This window comes from Streptomyces sp. NPDC058464 (assembly GCF_042721035.1).
Lineage (GTDB): Bacteria > Actinomycetota > Actinomycetes > Streptomycetales > Streptomycetaceae > Streptomyces.
On record NZ_JBHXMA010000005.1, the window covers coordinates 3026 to 21244 of the forward strand.

Below are 18219 nucleotides of genomic sequence, written 5' to 3' on the forward strand. Positions count from 1 at the left end.
ATATCTCCTTTTCTTTTGGCGTCGGCTGGGTTTTTGTTTTATACCCCCCTGTCCTCCCGCTCCCGTGGGCGCACCCGCCCCCCCCGCCCCGCGCCGGCCGGGGGGGGGGGGCCCCCGGCGCACCGGGGCCCCCCACCCCCTGCATTCCACCACGCGTCCGCCCCTGGACGATGTGCGTCCGTGCCGATCACCCGGACTGGTCCGTTGAGCAAGTCCGCTCCGCAGCCTCCTTGACGGAATGCCGTGCGGTGCGAGGAAGGGCGGGTGAGTAAGCCACGGACCCGGGTACGCATCAAGGCACTGCGTCGCTGGCACGCGCAGTTCTACCCGCCCGGCCTTCCTCGCGCGCAGTCGGGCGACCTCACCTCGCCCGCCGGGACCCGGAGCAGCGGCCCGACAGGGAGCGACCAGGTATTTCTCCAGCGCCGCGGGATGCCCGCACAAGGCAACGGGGCGATCGAAATCAAGTAGCGATTTGCCTTGTTCGGGGCGCGGGCGGATCACGCCGGCGCCTGGGCGCCCTCACCTGCACCAGATCGTAGACGGTATGGCAGTACGGGTCGTGGACGTCCTTGCGCATGCGTTCCAGCTCGCCCAGCAGGAGGACCGGGAGTGCGGCGTGCACCGCTGTCACGCCGACCGTGACGGACCCTTTCTCGTCTTGGAGGGGGAGATCGATGCCGAACGGCGGTGCGTCCTGTGACTCGGGGGTGTCCAGGTAGAGGCGGCACCTTGTCCGGTCCAGGAGGAGGAAGCCGCGCAGGCGCAGTTCTGGGGGGTCTTCCGGCTCTGGAGAGAGGGAGAACGCGGCCGCTGCGGCGTGCAGTGCGTCCGGGACCTTGAAACGCGGCTCGGCGACGAAGGCGTGCACGAGGGTGGATGCGTCGATCACGGGGATCCCGAAGGCGTCGCGCGGTGCCTCCTCGATCTCGTGTTCCGGGCGGTCCGCTGCCACGTCGCGCAGGGCGGCGGCGAGATCTCCTGGGGGGATGTTTCCGCCCTGGGCGTCCGTGAGCGGCACGTCGAAGGCGACGGAGCTGTCGAGCCTCTGCCCGTCCCAGAGGACGACGCGGCCGGCGCCGGGCCGGTCCGGGGAGGTCACCACACCTCGGACGAGCCGGACGTCCGGTCCGAACGTGAAGGCTGTGACACGGCTCAGCATTTCGTGCGCCAGCTGTGCCTGCAGACCGGACAGGCCCGTCTCGTCCCATACCATCGAGTGCTCCGTCATACTCGGTTCAACGCGTCCGGGCATTTGTTGACACCCTGGCAGAACGCCGTGATCACGCCGATCCTGTCGTCGGTGTCGGCGAGCTTGTACTTGTGGTCGCTGGTCTCCCAGTGGTACTGCGCAATGACCTTGACCTTGGCGAGGATGATCCCGAGGCGGTCGTACAGCACAGCGCCGTACACCTTGCGGGTCTTCGTGCTCCCTCGTTCGGGATGCTCGTTCACCGCTGCCTGGATGACTTTCTCGCTGTGGATGTTGTGCGGTCCGGAGAAATGGACCCCGCCGAAGGACCGGTTCCCCTGACGGGTCGGGAAGTAGCGCCCGTCCTTGTCGTGGGCCACGATCTTCACCACGCTCCAGTGGCTGCTCGCGGCATCATCCTCTGCCGCCGTGTCACCTTCGCTGGTATCGGAGTCGGCCGTGGCGACGGCCTTGTCCGTGTCGTCCGCCGTGGCAGGCACACCGCCCGAAGACTCGCCTGGCCCACCCACCCTGGGCGGGCGGTGCGTGTGTGATGTGCAGAGATCAGGGTCGGCGGCGGAGACGTAAGGCGTCCTGGGCCGCTGGACGACACCGGCCGGAGCCGGCGGCGGGATTCGAACCCGCGTTACCCGCTTGGAAGGCGAAGTATCCGCTGCCTGCGCACCTGCACGACGATGACGGTAGCCGACCCGGCCGGTGCCCGGCATCCGGTTTTGGCCATGAGGGCCCGGTGGCCAAGGGGAGCGGAAGTGTCGGCGCGGGGCGTCGCCCTGACAGGCGCAGGCGTGCCAGGCCGCACATCGGGGCGGGGGCAGCGGGCCCTGAGGCGCCGGTAGAGGTCGCGGGCCACGTACACCTCCGGGCCGTTGAAGCCGACGCGGCCGTCGCGGCCGACGATGCCGACGCGGCCGTCGCCGGTGACGCCGGCGAGGAAGGGGAGGTGCTCCTTGCCCGTCCATGCCGTAGCCGCCCGAGCGCGAGATTCCGCGGTGCGGGCACTCGGACATGACGAGCCATTTGCGAACGCGGCGCTTATGCGCCGCGGTCCTGTAAGGGGACGAGGTCACCGCTGAGAGAACGGGAAAGCTCCCGCAGGCATTGGGTCTGCGGGAGCCGTCCGTTGTACTGCCTGCGGCTGCGAGTGCTGCACCGTCCGCTGCGGCAGTAGAGAGTCATCGCGAGTGCCTGTACAGCGGCGAGGAAGGCCATGACACGGCCGCCGGAAGCCCCGTGTCGGTCAAGTGGGCGCCCTGCTACAGGGGTTGATCAGTGCACGGAGTTGGCGGCGGCGACGATGGCACGGTCGACCGCTCCCGGGCTGATCGACGGAACATCGTGGCCCGAGCGGGTGTAGATGATGTGGGCGCCCACTCGGTTGGCCTCGAACTTCTGGGCGGCCGTCGGCACAGCGTGGTCCTCGGTCGAGATGACCGCCCACTTCGGTGTCTTCGCCGGCGGATTCACCGTGGCCTTGTCGGTGAAGGCCGAGAGGGCGACCGGCTCCTGAGTCACCGAGGCGACCTGGATGTCCGACTTCGACAGCCCGTTGCCGTACACAGTCCCGTACTTGTCGGCCTTGAGGTACACGTCGGTGTCGCCGCCGGGCAGGGGAACGGTGCGGAAGTTCTCCGAAACGAGCTGCGACCCGGGGAACTGTCCGATCAGGGAGCCGGCGGTTTCTCCCGCCTTGGGGATGAGAGCCGCCACGTACACGAGGGCCTTGACCTTCGACGTCTCTGCGGCGACCTGGCTGACGACCTCTCCCGCGTAGGAGTGGCCGACCAGTACGACCGGGCCCTTGACGGTCTTGAGCTGTGCCTCGACGTAGGCGCTGTCGAAGGCCAGGCCGCGCAGCGGGGTGTCGATCGCGAGGACCGGGTAGCCGTGGCGTCGCAGGTAGCCGATCTCGCTGTTCCAGCTGGAGGAATCGGCGAACGCCCCGTGGACCAGGACCACCGTCGGCTTCGCGCGGTGCGCCGTCTGCGAGGCGACGGCGTGGTCGTTCGCCTGGGTCGTGACGGCGCTCGCGTTCGTCGCGACCAGCGAGGCCACGACCGCGCCACTCACAAGCCCGGCAGTCGCCAGCGCTTTGATTCGAGCGGTGGACTTCATGTGGTGTTGTTCCTCTCGGGTTGTCGAGCCTGATAGGCAGAGGAAGCGGCGCGGTCCGCAGAGGCAGGGAAACCGTATTTGTTGCGGCCCGCCGCACTTCGCAGAATCGACTATGGCGGCCGCATCGGCGGAAGGCTAATGCCAATTCTGTTTCTTTCCATGTCGATCCGGCATGAGCCGGTGGACTCTCCCGCCGTTCTTCGATATTTCCAGCGCCGAATTTCTGACGCTTGAAGCGGGGAAGGCTGCTGGAAATTGGGCGGCGTCCGCGCTGTCCGGCGCGCTTGATTGCCGGTGTCTGTCCCACTGGTGGGGGTCGTCGCCGTGCTGGCGCTGACCACCGGGACACCTGCTTCCGGAGCGGCGGCCCCCGCGCGGCCTTTCGGAGCGGCGGCCCCCGCCCAGCCTGACTCCGGCTCACCCGCGCCTGATGCCCGGCACAGCGAGCGCGTGATTCCCGGCACCACGGGGGCGGCGGCTCGGAAGGAACTGCCCGCCGAGGTCTCCCGGCGGTTCCACGAGTTCAACGCCTCCCGGCACCAGGGCCCGGTCGGCGTCTACGAGGACGCGCCGTCCGCCACGGATGCCACCACCGACGCCTTGTCCTCCTGGACCGGGAAGTACCACGCCTACGGGGGCGTCCGGCAAGTGCCTCGACGGCACCGCCGATTACACCACCGCGCTCACCCGGCTCCAGATCACGAGCTGCACCAGCGCCGTCAACCAGCGGTGGAACATCCCCGCCTGACCATTCGCCGGGACGGCTTGCCGGAGGCGTGCTCAGGCACCCGGTAAGCCGCCCTGCGTGACGGTCGATGACACCGGACGCAACGCGGCTCCCGTCTCCTGCCTGTCCCTTCCGCCACCCCCTGCTGTCCAGGCGTTCAGGAGCGCGGCCCTCACCGCCTCCTGAGATTCCTCCGACTCCGCCTCTTCACCCGGTGTCGCCGCTCGCTCGTCCATGTTCACCTCTCCGTTGGTCTGTTCGTCTCCGAGGCGCGAAGCCACAGTTCAGTGGGTGGGTGGCGACTCATCCGTCCTGTGAATGGCCGGGGCCGTCCCGACCACGGGTGCGTCGGTGGCGATGGCCTCGGCGAGGCCCAGGAACGTCGTGCGCCCCCACTGGGTCGTGCAGTCGACCGACAGCCCGTCACGTGCGAGCCGCTCGTTGAGCCGCACGATTCTGCCCTGCAGCGCTCGGCGGCTCATCGGTTCCCCGGCTGTGCCGAGCAGCAGGCACAGGTCGTGACAGCACCACGGCCGCGAGGCGGAACCGAGGATGTCGAACAGCACCTGCTGGGAGTGCTGCTGGGGGCGGACAGCGCGAAACGGTGGGGATTCCGCGGCCTGCCGGCGCGGTGAGCGCCGCATGTCCAGCCATCGGCGCTCGGCGGCGATTCTGCCGGCGAGTTCCCTGGGCGGCGAGTCGCGGGGGAGGACATTGGCGGCACCCGCCCGCAGAAGCCGTACGGAATCCGTGTGATCCGGTACGAGTACGACCACGGACGAGATGTTGCTGAGCGCGCGCACGCGTTGCTCCAGACCGTCGCTCCACTGCGAACCGGGTACGTCCAGGACGGTGAGGCGAGGGCCGACCTCGTGCAGCAGGGCGCCGTAAGCCCGCTCGGAGCCCCAGGTGTGCGTCTGGGCGGGCAGTACCCGCTGACTGCGCATGGCGCGGAGCAGTGACGCCGTCTGCTCGCGCTGAAGCGTGAGCACGATGCTCACCGGAAAGGTGACGTCCTCCTCTTCCACGAGACCGATGGGACCTTGGGCGATGCTGAGGTCAGTCATCTTCGGTGTTCGTCCTCCGGGGTTGCAGCGCCCGGGCCTGGGCCTGGAGGCGTTGGCGAAGGCCGGCCTTCTCGGGCGTCGGCGGGTCGCCGGGCGGCAGAGGCGGACCCGGCCCGCCCGCCGATTCTCGGTCAGGTCCAGCCGATACCGCCCATACCGGCTGGGGCCGTTCCGATGCCGGATCGGCATGTCGCCAGTTCGTCGACGCCTCGTCCGCGACCCCTGCCGCGCCGAAGTGTCCGTTCGGCCCCTGCCCAGGTCCCGTTGGTGCCCGATGCGCTACGGCAGCCGTGAACACGTCACCCGGAGCCCTACGTTGGTCCCCGTCGGCCTCCCCCGGTCCCCCTCGGCGGGAGGCCGCCCTGATGCCCGCCGAGTCGCCCGCGGCGTCGGAGCCATGTCGGAGTCATGGAGAGCGCGGCCCCGGCGGTGCGTACCGCACTCCGCCCTTCCCGTACAGAGAGCCGAACAACGATGCTCGAAGAGCTTCATGCCAAGTCCGAGGCAAGGGCCAGGCCGCCCGGCGGGTGGGCCGACGACGCGGTTGTCCGCCGGAGGTCGGCTGTCTTCTTGTCCATCGTCCTCACCACGTTCCTCGTCGCCTCCAGCGCGCCCACTCCGCTCTACCGCGTCTACCAGGCGAGTTGGCACCTCTCCTCCGGCACGGTCACCGTGGTCTACGGCGTGTACTGCCTGAGCGTCCTGGTCGCGCTCCTGACCGTCGGCGCGCTCTCCGACCATGTCGGCCGACGGCCTGTCATCGGCGCCGCGCTCGCCCTCGAAGCACTGTCCATGCTGCTTTTCCTGCAGGCCGGCGGCGTGACCTCGCTGATCCTCGCCCGGACGCTCCAGGGGCTGGCCACAGGTGCCGCGACGAGTGCACTGGGTGCTGCCCTGCTCGACGTGACCAGGCGGTGGGGCCCGCTGTTCGTCAGCATCGCTCCGCTCATCGGCATGGCGTTGGGGACGATCGGCACGAGTCTGCTCATGGACCTGATCCCGGCTCACCTCGGCAGTGTGTACACGCTGCTGTTCAGCGCGCTGGCCGTACAGATGCTGGGTCTGGCCTTCCTTCCGGAATCGAGGCCGCCGAGGCCGGGAGCCTGGCCTTCGCTGCGACCACGGATCCGCGCTCCCCGGTCCAGTCGCCGAGCCCTCCTCGTCACCGCGCCCGTGTTCGTGGCCGTCTGGGCTCTGGGCGGTTTCTATCTGTCCCTCGGGCCCGATCTGGTCCAGGGCATCACAGGATCGGCGTCGTCGACCGCCGACGGCCTGACCGTGTCCCTGCTGACCGCCAGCGCGGTACCCGCCGTGCTGCTGACCCGGCATGCCGACGCCGGCCGAACGGCTCTGGGCGGCTCCCTGTTTCTGACGACGGGGGTGGCCGTCACGCTGCTGGCCGCGCACCGCGACTCCTCCACAGCCCTGTACGTGGGGACCGCGCTGGCCGGTGCGGGATTCGGCCCCGCGTTCCAGGGCGGCGTCCGGCTGGTGACGGCGAACGTCCTCGCGACGGAACGGGCGGGCCTGATGGCCGCCATCTACACCATCACCTATACGTCGATGTGCATTCCGGTACTGGTCACGGGTCTACTCGTCGGCGAATACGGTCTCCTGCACTGCACCCTGTTCTTCGGTGTTTTCGTCATGGTGCTCTCGCTGACACCGTTCGCGGGTCTGGGAAAATTCTCCGCCCATATATCAAGCCCATATATCAAGTAGAGGTAAGGCATAGTGATGATCAATAATGCGCGCATGCGCGTCCCCATGCTGCTGGCATTTCTGGCGGCCGTCCTCGTCACGGTGACGAGCACCTCGGTCACCGCGCAGGCCGCCGACACCGAAAGCAAAGCACCCGCCGATTTCGTGGCGCTCCACGATGTGGCCCCCGCGATTCTGCAGGAGATCCGCTACGCCACGCCTCACAACTTCATCGGCACGCCGATCAACGGCTACGCCGAACCGCTGTGCATCGTCACCGCCCCGACGGCACAGGCCCTGGCGAAGGCCGAGCGCTACTTCCTGACGCAGGGCTACACACTGAAGGTGTACGACTGCTACCGGCCGCAGCGCGCGGTGGACCAGTTCGTCGACTGGGCCCAGGACCTGACCGACCTGAAGATGAAGGACGAGTTCTACCCCCAGGTGGACAAGGCCGACCTCTTCGCCGACGGGTACATCGCGGCGAAGTCGGGGCACAGCCGTGGCAGCACGATCGACCTCACGCTCGTGAAGCTGCCGGTCCACCCGACGCGTCCCTACGTTCCCGGGGAAGAGCTTGAGCCGTGCTACGCGCCGGCGGCGCAGAGGTTCCCGGACAACTCGATCGACATGGGCACCGGGTACGACTGCTTCGACACGCTCGCGCACACCCTCGACCCGCGCATCGTGGGAGTCCAGCACAGCAACAGACTGCTGCTCAAGAACGAGCTCGAGTCTCTCGGATTCGTGAATCTCGCCGAGGAATGGTGGCACTTCACCTTCGCCGCCGAGCCCTACCCGTCCACCTATTTCGACTTCCCCGTCTCCCGGTCCTCGCTGACCGGCTGACCGGACGACCGAGGGCTTCGGTCCACCAGTGTGCGGCGCCGGCCATCCGGTCGGAAGGCCGGCGCCGCACAGCGAAGGAAGCAGAAACCATGACCGAACCATCCACCTCCCCTCCGTCCGGATCACGCCGCAGGCCGCTGGTGGTGCTCCTCTTCGGCGGCCGGAGCTCGGAGCACGGCATTTCCGTCGTGACCGCGGGCGCCGTGCTGCGGGCCATCGACCGGACGAAGTACGACGTCCTGCCGGTCGGCATCACCCAGGACGGGCGCTGGGTCCTGACGGCGGACGATCCCGAGCGCATGGCGATGGTCGACCGGCGGCAGCCCATGGTCGAGCAGCTCACGACTTCGGGCCGGGGCGACATCATCGTCTCCGTCGACCCGACCGACCGGACCGTCGTCCGCAGCGAACGCGGCACGGAGCCCAAGGTCCTCGGCGAAGTGGACGTGGTCTTCCCCGTACTGCACGGACCGTACGGCGAGGACGGCACCGTGCAGGGCCTGCTGGAGCTGTCGGGCATCCCCTACGTCGGAGCGGGCGTTCTCGCCTCGGCGGTCGGCCAGGACAAGGAGTACATGAAGAGGGTGTTCAGCTCGTTCGGCCTGGCGGTCGGGCCGTACCTGGTGATCAGACCCCGTGAGTGGCAGTCCGACGCGGCGGGTGCCCGCGCGAGAATCAGCCGCTTCGCCGACGTGTACGGCTGGCCGCTGTTCGTGAAACCGGCACGCGCAGGCTCTTCGATCGGCATCACCAGGGTCGACGGGCCGCCGGGACTGCAGGACGCGATCGCGGAGGCCCACCGGCACGACGCGAAGATCGTCGTGGAGGCGCTGGTGCAGGGCCGCGAGATCGAGTGCGGCGTGCTCGAGTTCCCCGAGGGACCGCGGGCCAGCGTGCCGGCCGAGATCCCGGCGCCCGAGGCACGTGCGTACTACGACTTCGAGGCGAAGTACCTCGAATCCACCCCCGGAGTGGTGCCCGCGGCGCTGACCGACAGCCAGACCGATGAGGTGCGCCGACTGGCCCTCAAGGCGTTCGAGGCGGCCTCTTGCGAGGGGCTGGTCCGGGCGGACTTCTTCCTCACCGAGGAGGGACGATTCGTGATCAACGAGATCAACACCATGCCCGGCTTCACCCCCGTCTCGATGTACCCGCAGATGTGGCAGGCCAGTGGCATCGAGTACGGCGACCTGGTGGATCTTCTGCTTCAGGCGGCGCTGCGACGGACCACCGGGCTCAGGTGATCCGAGCCGGATCGCTCCGCCGCGTCCCGGGAGGCGTACCCCACGAACCCCGCCTGGCCGTGAAATGAAACTCAGGGGTTTGCGTATTATCGCGCTGAGGCGGAGTGGAATTATTTCACGTCGGTGTCGATTTCCGGCTTCTTGCCGCGGCTCGCCGCCGTCAGAAGCGGAAGGAGAGCCCGCTCGCCTGCAGGTCGGCACCGTCGGTGCGTGGCGGAGAATGCGGGCAGGGCTGTGTTCATGGCAGGGCGACCATCCGCCGATGGGAGGCCGCTTTATGTCAGTCAATCATGGTCATGTATGCCTGGTGGCGCCAATGCCGATTCGCGCAGAAGTCATGCCGGTTGGGCATTACCGAAGCCCAAGACGCCTTTCCGGATCGCAGTTCGACAGGAAAAGCGGCGTGGCTAACATGGCGTCATGGATATCGACCTCCGGCGTCTCCGCTATTTCGTGACGGTTGCCGAAGAGCTCAGTTTTGTGCGTGGTGCCGAACGGCTGAAGATGACCCAGCCCGCACTGAGCCGACAGATCCGTGCCCTGGAGGACGATCTCGGAGCGTCGCTGCTCCAGCGCGGCCCGCTGGGTACGGCGCTCACTCGGGCCGGCGGTCAGCTGCTGGAGGACGCACGGCCGCTGCTGGCGGCATCGCTGGCTCTGCAGCGGCGAGTCCGGCTCGCCAGCCGTGAGGGGCACCACTTCACCATCGGCTTCATGCCAGGGGTCATAGTCACCCCGATCGTCAGGCAGTTCCGGGCGCTGGCGCCGGAGGTCAACGTGCAGGTGCTGCACACGGCGCCCACCGACCAGGTCGACTATCTGCTCGACGGTCGTGTCGATGTCTGCTTCGTCAGGCTGCCGCTGCCGGTCGACACCTTCGAGATCGTTCCGCTGTTCCCCGAGCCGCGGGTTGCTGCTCTCTCCGACGAACATCCGCTGGCACAGGCGCAGACCGTCCACATCACGGAGCTGACGCCGTACCGCTTGCTGCAGGAATCCGCCGACGTACCGGAGTGGCGCGGCACCGACTTCGACGCGGCGGCGGCGCGCGACCGTCCGGAAGCGGAACGGCCCACCTCGATCGAGGAGAGCCTGGAAGCCGTCGCGTCCGGCACCGGGTTCATCGTCGTCCCGGCCGGCCTCGCCGATTTCTACCGTCGCCCCGACATCCGTTACGTCCAGCTCACAGGGGTTGCCCCGCGCATGGTGGCGCTGGCGTACGCCAAGAACCGGAAGATGCCCTCCATCGACCAGTTCGCCAAGATCGTGATTGCGGCGCTCGGTTCGGCATAGCGACGCGCCCATGCGGGGGCAGAACCGTGCTGTCCTGTCGCCATGCCCGGTCGGCATGACGATTCGGGAAATCGGCATTGGCGCGACGAGCCGTGGCCCGCAAAGCTCATTGGCATAAGGAACCCAAGCTGACAGAAAAGGTTTTGACGATGCGTCATCGCGGCTTACTCGTGCGGGTTGCCGGGACAGATGTCCATGCATCTCAGTCCTGCGCCGCAGCGCGACAAAGCCGGAGCTCTCTCGGGTTGACCGGCCCTCGGGCGGGACAGAGATGACTGCCTACGACTATGTGGTCGTCGGTGGCGGAACGGCCGGCTGTGTTCTCGCGGCGCGCCTGTCCGAGGACGCGGCGGCCGAGGTGCTTCTCGTGGAGACCGGCTCGGCGCTCGGGCCGCCGGCCATGCACCTTCCGGTCGGGTTCCCGCTCATCCCGGCCAAGGAGATCCTCTGGTCACGCTGGACGACACCGCAGCCCGGGACGCTGTCGCGCAGTCACCACTGGCCCAGCGGACGGGTCCTCGGAGGATCGAGTTCGATCAACGCGATGATGCACGTCCGCGGCCACCGCGCCGTTTACGACGGATGGGCGGACAACGGCGCGAAGGGCTGGAGCTACCCCGAGCTGCTGCCGTACTTTCGCCGGACGGAGACGGCGATGGGCCGCAACCCCGCCCTGCGCGGTGTCATCGGGCCGGTGTGGGCGGCACCTACGACCCAGCTCGACGACGGGTCGCTGACCTTCCTCGGCGCTCTCACCGAGGCCGGTCACGATCTCACCGACGACATCAACGGTGAACGGCAGCACGGCGCCTTCTGGTGCGACCTGGCAGGGGCGGGCGGCCGTAGGCAGAGCGCCGCGGACGCCTATCTGGTGCCGGTGCTCGACCGGCCCAATCTGCACCTGGCCACGGAGGCGGACGTCAGCCGCCTGGTGATCGAGCACGGACGCTGCACCGGCGTGGAATACACGTCCTTCGGCACCGTGGAACGCGCCGAGGCACGCGGCGAGGTGATAGTGGCGGCCGGGACGGTGGGCTCCGCTCACCTGCTGCTGCTCTCCGGTATCGGTCCCGCGGCGCATCTGCGTGATGTCGGGATTCCGGTGCTGGCCGACCTCCCCGGAGTCGGCGCCAATCTGCACGATCACCTGCAGTGCCCCGTGGTCTTCGAGGCGGGGCGGCAACTGACCACCAGCCATGGTTTCAGTACGGTCGGTGCCCTGGTGCACAGCGGCGCGACAGCCGTTCCGGACGTCCAGCTGATGCTGCTCGACGCTCCGGCGGACATCGCGGACGTCGGGACGCCCGAGTGCGGACACACGGTCGCCTTCGCTCACACGGCGCCCGCGAGCCGGGGAACGGTCCGGCTCAGGAGCCCGAACCCGGGACGGCTGCCGTTGATCGACCCGAACTACCTCGCCGACAGCGCTGACGTGTCCGCCATGCTCGCGGCCCTCGGCGTCGCGCGTGAGATCGGGCGCATGCCCGCCTGGCGTCAGTGGGGTGCTCGGGAGACCGCTCCGGGAAAGGGAGACGACCTCGTCACCTACATCCGCGGGAACGCGGCGACCTTCCACAACCCCGTCGGCACCTGCCGGATCGGGATGGACGACCTCGCTGTCGTCGACCCGGACCTGAGAGTGCACGGCGTCGACGGTCTGCGTGTCGCGGACGCCTCGGTGATGCCGTCCATCCCCAACACCGGAGTGAACGCGACTGTCCTGGCCGTCGCCGAACGGGCTGCCGACACCATCCGACGCGATGCGAAACGGCCCTGAGAGCGCCCGCCGGATGTCCGGAGAAAGGCCGCGCGGCGGCCCCTGAACACGAAGGAACGGTAACGGTGAAGTTCTTGTGGCGCATGGTGGACGAAACGCTCGTCGGTGCAGTGATCTACGCACTCACGTGCAGGCTGCCCCGCACCTTGCCTCGTACGGACGTCACGCGTGCGGACACACAACCACCCCGGACGTCCGCACGGCGGGGCTGAAAGAGCAGCGGCACGGTCCCGTGTGATCCATCCCGAATTCGCGAACCTCGTCAGCCGCCTCACGTGCACGCAAGTGGACTGATGCCGAACCGGCATGCAGGACCAGCGGATAGGCATTGGCGACGAATGACCGCCCCGGGTCAGGATGTTCGACGTGACCCACTTCGACCTCGGGGCGCCCGGCGCAGCGGCGGTAACACACTGCTCGGCGTCGGTCTTGAGCGCCTGAGCGCGCTGGTACCGCAGCAGCTTCCTCGGGTTCGCAGAACCGGACCTCTCGATTGCTGTGCACAAAACAACTGTCAACTCGGCAAGGCATCGCCGTGCCCTGCCCCGCTCTGCCCTCACGGAAGGCCGATCGATGTCCCACCACCAGGATTCAGCTGCCGCGAAACAGGACCCCCGCCTGGACATCAGCGATGTCTACCTGTTCAGGGGACGGACCGGCACCGTCTTCGTCATGAACACCAACCCGGTGTCGGCCGACAAGGGCTTCCACCCCGAGGCGCTGTACGAGTTCCACATCGACACCGACGACGACGCGGTGCAGGACCTGACGTTCCGGTTCAGATTCCTCGCCACCGAGCCGGACGGCCGCCAGGGTTGGGTGCTCGACCGGCTCGCCGGTGCCGAGGCCGCCGACCGCAACGCCTCGGGAGCCCTCGTGGCAACCGGCAGGACGCAGGAGATCGTCACCACGTCGGACGGCGTCAACGTCTTCGTCGGCCGGGCCGGAGACCCGTTCTACCTCGACGGCACCGTCGTCACGGCGGTCCTGACCGCGCTCCGGAACGGCGCGGCGGTGGACCTCGCCGCGTTCGACCCGCAGCGGGCCTCGAACCTGTTCGCCGGCACCAACGTCACCGCCATCGTCCTCGAAGTGCCGGACGAGCTCATCGGATCGGGGACGATCGGCGTGTGGGCCACCACCGCGCTGGACGACCACCACGGCGGCTGGCTGCAGATCAACCGGTGCGCGACACCGCTCGTCAGCACGTTGTTCGACGTCACCGAGGCCGGCTTCGACGACTACAACGCCACTGATCCACGTGATGACCTGGCCAACTACGGAGACCTCGTACGCCGGAAGGTCGCGGGTCTCGTGTCCGCCAACGACACGCACTCCGACCCGGAGGGCTACGGCGCCGCGACACGGGACGTCATCTTCCCGGACGTCCTGCGCTACCAGGTGGGCACCGAAGCCGACTTCGGCGCGAAGGCCCGCAACGGCAGGGGGCTCACCGAGTCCGCTCCCGAGGCGATGTTCGAGATCGTGCTGAACGCTCCCGTCCCCATGGGCCTGGACGCCGGCCACGCCACCGGGATGCTGCGCGCCGTGTTCCCGTATCTGAGCGCACCCGCCTGACGCCGCCAGGACATCGGCCGGACGTCGAACCAGATCCGCGCAACACCCGGCCCGGCGGCCTTCCCGAGGCCGATCGCCGGGCCGGCAGTCCCACCCCTACGTCCTCAGGTCCGTGCAGCGAAGCCCGCTCCGTACCCGTCCCTTCCGGAACCAGGAGATTCCCTCATGTCCCGCCGAATCCTGACCGTCTGCGCGAGCTTCGGTTACCTGTTCATCGGATTGTTCTTCGCCGCCCTGCTGATCGCCCACTGGATACCGCCGATGGCGCCGAGCTGGTCGGCGGAGCGGGTGGCGGCCTTCTATACGGACCACGCCAACTCGATCCGTGCCGGCCTCGTGGTCATGCTCGTCGGTGCCGTGGCGACCGCACCTTTCGTCGCGGCGCTGTCGAGCCTGATCCGGCGTATCGACCCGCGGCTGGAGCCGCTGGCTTCCATCCAACTCGTCTGTGGTGCCGCGAACGTGGCCGCGATCTTCGTACCGGTCCTGATCTTCACCGCGACGGCCTACCGGCCGGACCGCTCGCCCGACATCACGATGGCGCTCAACGACACGGCCTGGATCACCCTGGTCATGAACGCCTTCCCGGCCATCGGGCAGGCCACCGTGGTCGGCGTGGCGATCCTGGCCGACAAGCGCCCGACGCCGCTCCTGCCCCGCTGGGCCGCGTACCTGAACTTCTGGATGGCGTTCCTCTTCCTGCCCAGCATCCTGCTGACCTTCTTCAAGACCGGCCCCTTCGCCTGGAACGGCATCCTCTCGTTCTGGGTCGCGGCCGGCGCCTTCGGTGCCTGGTTCCTCGTCATGACGTTCCTGATGGTGCGGGCCGCGGCCCGGGTGGACGACGACCGGGAGCCGGCCGTCCTGGAATCCGTGGCATGACCGTCACCGCGGCCCGGACCGAGCACCCGGTACCCCAGCACCACCGGCACATCCCCGGTGAGCCCGGTCTCTGGGTCTTCCTGCTCGGCGACATGATCATGTTCTCGGTGTTCTTCGGGTTCGTCGCGGTACTGCACGGCCGGTACCCGAGGATGTTCCGGGCTTCTCAGCAGGCCCTCCATCCGGACCTGGGACTGCTGAACACGCTCCTCCTGCTGACCGCGTCAGCGCTGGTGGCTCGCGGGCTGCGGCAGCTGCGATCCGGCAGACCCACCCGGACACCGCCATGGGCGCTCCTGTGCGCGCTCGGGTTCGCCGCCGTCAAGGCATTCGAATACGCGCTGGTGATTCGCGGTGGACATACACCGAGCAGCAACGACTTCTTCATGTACTACTTCGTGTTCACGGGCATCCACCTGGCCCACCTGGCGATCGGGACGGGCGCGCTGACGGTCCTCATCGTCCTGTCCCGTCGGCCGACCCTGAGCCGGGGCCAACTGCTCGTCGCAGAGGGGGCGGCCGCGTACTGGCACATGGTGGACCTGCTCTGGCTCGTCCTCTTCCCGCTCTTCTACCTGGTGGCGTGAGACATGTGGGTCTTTCCGGTACTCGTCCTGGCCACGCTGTCGAGCTGGCTGCTGGGCATCGAAGGCAGCACGTCGACCCTGATCGGCTGCGCGGTCGTGGCGATCGCGCTGGTCAAGGTACGCCTGGTCGGCCTGCACTTCATGGAGCTGCGCAACGCCCCGGCGGCCCTCCGCGGCGCCTTCGAGGTCTACGTCGTGGCCACGGGCGCCACACTGCTCACGCTCTACCTGATTCTCTGAATTCCCGATACCGGTCCGTCAATGCCGATCCGGTATGGGGGGCGACGATATCGGCATTAGCGATATGCGGCGGATTCCTCGATAATTTTCCCAGCGGCTCCCTTATGGAAGGGAGTTCATGAGCAGCGGAGGTGAGAGATGAAGAAGCAGCACTCCTGGTGAATTCATCGGCCGCTCCGGTTGTCTGTTCGGGTCCGGAGCGGCCGCATATTCCGCGCCATATCCGTCATCGCGAGAAACAGGATCCATCACCTTGCGGGCCCCTCGTCCTTCGGTGCCGGCGCCGCTGCGCCATGCCGCGTTCAGAAAGCTCTGGTCCGCCACCACTCTGGCCGCCCTGGGCGATGCCATCTCCTCGGTGGCCCTGCCGCTGGCCGCCATCGAGGTCCTGGGCGCCGACGCCGTCCAAAGCGCCGTCCTGTCGGCCGTGATCTGGCTCCCGAGCCTGTTCCTGGCCATACCGGCCGGCTCCTTCGCCGACCGTACCGGACACCACCGCAGGCTCCTGGCCGGCGCCAACCTCCTGCGGGTCGCCGCCCTGAGCAGCGTGCCGATCGCAACAGCCTTCGGCCTGCTCTCGCTCGTCCAGCTGGCCGTCATCCTGGCCGTCATCGGCCTGTGCACGGTGCTGTCGAATGTCAGCGAGAGCGGCCTGTTCGCCACCACCCTGCCGTCCGAGCTCTACGTGGCCGGGCAGGCGGCCTCCTACACGGGTCAGACCGCCGCGATCCTGGCCGGACCTTCCATCGGCGGACTTCTGGTCCAACTCGCCGGTGTACCGGCAGCGGTCGGCGTGGACGCGGCCACCGCGGTCACGGCCGCCCTGTTCCTCCTCCGACTGCGCCCGGTGGAGCGCCACCACGAACCCGGCTCCCCGGAGAGCCGCGACCGTCGCCCGGGCTTGGCCTTCATCCGACGAAATCCGCTGATCAGGACGGCCCTGTCGGTCACCGCCACCGGCAACTTCTTCAACATGCTCTTCTTGTCGGTGCTCGTCTGGTACTACGTCCACAAGCTGTCCCTGACCAGCGCCCAGATCGGGTTCGTCTTCAGCGTGCAGGCCATCGGCGGACTCGCCGGCGCTGCCCTGGCATCCCGGCTCGCCCGCCGTATCGGTCTGGGACGGATGCTCCTGGTCGGTTGCGTGCTGTCGCATGCTCCGCTCCTCGTGATCCCGGCCGTCGGCGCCACCGGAAGCCTCGTCTTCGCCCTGGTCCTGGCCTCGACACTGCTGGGCGGCGTCGGTGAGTCCGTTCAGGACATCTCGGTCGGCTCGGTGTTCGCGCTGGTGGTGCCTCCTCACCTCCGGTCACAGACCCGGGGTGCGTACCAGACCGTGAGCTTCGGCCTCCGGCCGCTGGGCTCGGTCGCCGGCGCCCTCATCGCCGCGACCGCGGGAATCCCCGTGGCGCTGTGGGTCGGCGCGATCGGCGGAACCCTTGCCTGCCTCTGGCTTCTTCCCTCACGCCTGCTGTCGTTCCGCGGTCAGGACGACCCGTCCGAGCAGCCGGAAGGCGCCCCCGCTCTCTCGTAATGAGGTAGAGACCCCCAGGGCGGGCGGCATGCCTGACCCGAGTGGGTAAGGTCCCGGCGAGCCGAACGGAGCCGGGGGCGGTATGAGTAGCTCAGTCAGCCAGATCATGGTCGCGATTCTGGGTATCGGCGGCACTCTCGCATCCGCCTTGTTCACGCAGCGCGGCGCCAACCGCGCCAGGGATCGTGAGCTGCAGCATGCGAGACAACTCCAGGCAGATGAGCGCGAATACATCACTCGGCAGACTCAGCTCGAAGCGCGGCGCACCTGCTACGCAGCTCTCAACGCTGGTACTCGCGACTTCGTCAACGTGATGACGAAGCTCGTCCACGCTCTCGACAGGGACGAGGTCACCGAGGAACTGCGGGCAGAACTGGACCGATCACGCCGGGACCATCGCTTGCGTCACGCGGAGGCCCAGATGGTGCTGCCTGACCCTGTCATGGCGGCAGCCAGCACCGCCAACCGTCATTTCGGTGATCTTTACGGCCTGCTGGTGCGGCTCGACAGAGGTATCGCCGAACCGGGAGAGAGCGTCGAAGCCGCCCGGGAGAGCATGAATCGGCTGTGGGACTCCCTATGGGAAATGCGCCACATCATGCGCGTCGACCTCGGGATCACGCCACCCGATCAGGGCTCGTAGACCCGTTTGCACGGGCCATCACGGCTCACCGGGCCGGCTCATATGAGTTTGTTGCGGATGGCGTAGGAGACGGCGTGGACGCGGTTGCGCAGTCCGAGGCGGTTGATGACGCCGTAGAGGATCTTCTTGATGTTGCGTTCGGAGTAGCACATCGTGTCGGCTATCTCGGCGAGGTCCAGGCCCTGCGCGACCAGCCGGAGCACGTCGATCTCCCGTGTGCTCAGACCGGACGGCGTCAGGCCCTTGGGTACCAGCACGTTGCGCTGGAGGCGGTCTGCCTGGTCGAGCAGTTCGCCCTGTACCGCGGACGGCAGCAGCGCTTCGCCGGCGGCGACCGCCAGCACGGCGCGGATCAGGGACTGCGGCTGTGCCTCGGCCCGCCAGAGCACGGCCCGTATGCCGCTGTGGGCCGCGACCGTCAGGTCGGCGTACCAGCCGTCGCTGACGACGAGCACGATCCGGGCCGGAGGCGGCATGGGCAGACCGCGCAGCGCTTCCAGCGTGGAGTTGTCGGCGGTCTGGATCGCGGCCACCACGACGTCCGCCTCCTTCACCGCGGTGAGCGCCACTTTCGGTCCCCGGCTCAGCCCGGCCGCCAGCCCGGCGTGTGTCACCGGGTCCGCGGCGTCCACGGCCACCGATACCGAGGCCGTGGGGAGCCGTCTCATGACGTCGGCGTGCGGTCGCGGGCCTGGTCTGGCCGCATGGTGCGGACGCCTGGTACGCGGCGAGTCGGTGGCTGCCGGACTGACCGGAAGACGCCGGTCCGATT

Annotated in this window: 16 protein-coding genes; 11 read left to right on the forward strand and 5 right to left on the reverse strand. The window is 68.3% G+C overall.

The window, feature by feature from the left end; all coding sequences use genetic code 11:
- Nucleotides 1-463: 463 nt before the first annotated feature.
- From ACFWPQ_RS08810 to ACFWPQ_RS08825, 4 genes are all read right to left on the reverse strand, one after another.
- A complete protein-coding gene (locus tag ACFWPQ_RS08810) occupies nucleotides 464-1216 on the reverse strand; it encodes a hypothetical protein (protein WP_384031398.1) in 753 nt (250 codons plus the stop codon).
- A gap of 11 nt (nucleotides 1217-1227) precedes the next feature.
- On the reverse strand, nucleotides 1228-1692 hold the full coding sequence (locus ACFWPQ_RS08815; RefSeq protein ID WP_384031400.1) for a hypothetical protein: 465 nt from the start codon (nucleotides 1690-1692) through the stop codon (nucleotides 1228-1230).
- A 787-nt stretch (nucleotides 1693-2479) separates the two neighbouring features.
- Entirely contained in the window at nucleotides 2480-3325 is an 846-nt protein-coding gene (locus ACFWPQ_RS08820) for an alpha/beta fold hydrolase (protein ID WP_384031402.1), read from the reverse strand.
- A 1011-nt stretch (nucleotides 3326-4336) separates the two neighbouring features.
- Complete coding sequence (locus tag ACFWPQ_RS08825) at nucleotides 4337-5119, reverse strand: hypothetical protein (protein ID WP_384031404.1); 783 nt, start codon at nucleotides 5117-5119, stop codon at nucleotides 4337-4339.
- Nucleotides 5120-5689: 570 nt separating this feature from the next.
- On the opposite strand from ACFWPQ_RS08825, the gene ACFWPQ_RS08830 reads away from it, so the two are divergent.
- The 11 genes from ACFWPQ_RS08830 (at nucleotide 5690) to ACFWPQ_RS08880 (ending at nucleotide 17447) form a co-directional block, all read left to right on the forward strand.
- Nucleotides 5690-6841, forward strand: coding sequence for an MFS transporter (locus tag ACFWPQ_RS08830; protein WP_384031406.1), 1152 nt, complete (start codon nucleotides 5690-5692; stop codon nucleotides 6839-6841).
- A gap of 33 nt (nucleotides 6842-6874) precedes the next feature.
- Complete coding sequence (locus ACFWPQ_RS08835) at nucleotides 6875-7669, forward strand: M15 family metallopeptidase (protein WP_384031408.1); 795 nt, start codon at nucleotides 6875-6877, stop codon at nucleotides 7667-7669.
- Nucleotides 7670-7758: 89 nt separating this feature from the next.
- Nucleotides 7759-8913 carry a D-alanine--D-alanine ligase family protein gene (locus tag ACFWPQ_RS08840; RefSeq protein WP_384031409.1) on the forward strand — a complete coding sequence of 385 codons (1155 nt, stop codon included), beginning with the start codon at nucleotides 7759-7761 and terminating at the stop codon, nucleotides 8911-8913.
- 420 nt (nucleotides 8914-9333) lie between these two features.
- On the forward strand, nucleotides 9334-10206 hold the full coding sequence (locus tag ACFWPQ_RS08845; RefSeq protein WP_384031411.1) for a LysR family transcriptional regulator: 873 nt from the start codon (nucleotides 9334-9336) through the stop codon (nucleotides 10204-10206).
- Nucleotides 10207-10477: 271 nt separating this feature from the next.
- Nucleotides 10478-11983: a GMC family oxidoreductase gene (locus tag ACFWPQ_RS08850; protein ID WP_384031413.1), complete on the forward strand. Its 1506-nt coding sequence runs from the start codon at nucleotides 10478-10480 to the stop codon at nucleotides 11981-11983.
- Nucleotides 11984-12556: 573 nt separating this feature from the next.
- Nucleotides 12557-13561: a DUF4331 family protein gene (locus ACFWPQ_RS08855; protein ID WP_384031415.1), complete on the forward strand. Its 1005-nt coding sequence runs from the start codon at nucleotides 12557-12559 to the stop codon at nucleotides 13559-13561.
- A 165-nt stretch (nucleotides 13562-13726) separates the two neighbouring features.
- Complete coding sequence (locus ACFWPQ_RS08860) at nucleotides 13727-14443, forward strand: hypothetical protein (RefSeq protein WP_384031417.1); 717 nt, start codon at nucleotides 13727-13729, stop codon at nucleotides 14441-14443.
- Nucleotides 14440-15030, forward strand: a complete 591-nt coding sequence (locus ACFWPQ_RS08865; RefSeq protein ID WP_384031419.1) for a cytochrome c oxidase subunit 3 — start codon at nucleotides 14440-14442, stop codon at nucleotides 15028-15030. Before ACFWPQ_RS08860 ends, ACFWPQ_RS08865 begins: the two co-directional genes overlap by 4 nt.
- Before the next feature lie 3 nt (nucleotides 15031-15033).
- Nucleotides 15034-15270, forward strand: coding sequence for a cytochrome C oxidase subunit IV family protein (locus tag ACFWPQ_RS08870; protein ID WP_384031420.1), 237 nt, complete (start codon nucleotides 15034-15036; stop codon nucleotides 15268-15270).
- Nucleotides 15271-15544: 274 nt separating this feature from the next.
- Nucleotides 15545-16804: an MFS transporter gene (locus ACFWPQ_RS08875; RefSeq protein WP_384031422.1), complete on the forward strand. Its 1260-nt coding sequence runs from the start codon at nucleotides 15545-15547 to the stop codon at nucleotides 16802-16804.
- Nucleotides 16805-16886: 82 nt separating this feature from the next.
- Nucleotides 16887-17447, forward strand: a complete 561-nt coding sequence (locus tag ACFWPQ_RS08880; RefSeq protein WP_384031424.1) for a hypothetical protein — start codon at nucleotides 16887-16889, stop codon at nucleotides 17445-17447.
- A gap of 38 nt (nucleotides 17448-17485) precedes the next feature.
- Here ACFWPQ_RS08880 and ACFWPQ_RS08885 read toward each other — a convergent pair whose 3' ends face one another.
- On the reverse strand, nucleotides 17486-18115 hold the full coding sequence (locus ACFWPQ_RS08885) for a response regulator transcription factor (protein WP_384031426.1): 630 nt from the start codon (nucleotides 18113-18115) through the stop codon (nucleotides 17486-17488).
- Nucleotides 18116-18219 lie beyond the last annotated feature (104 nt).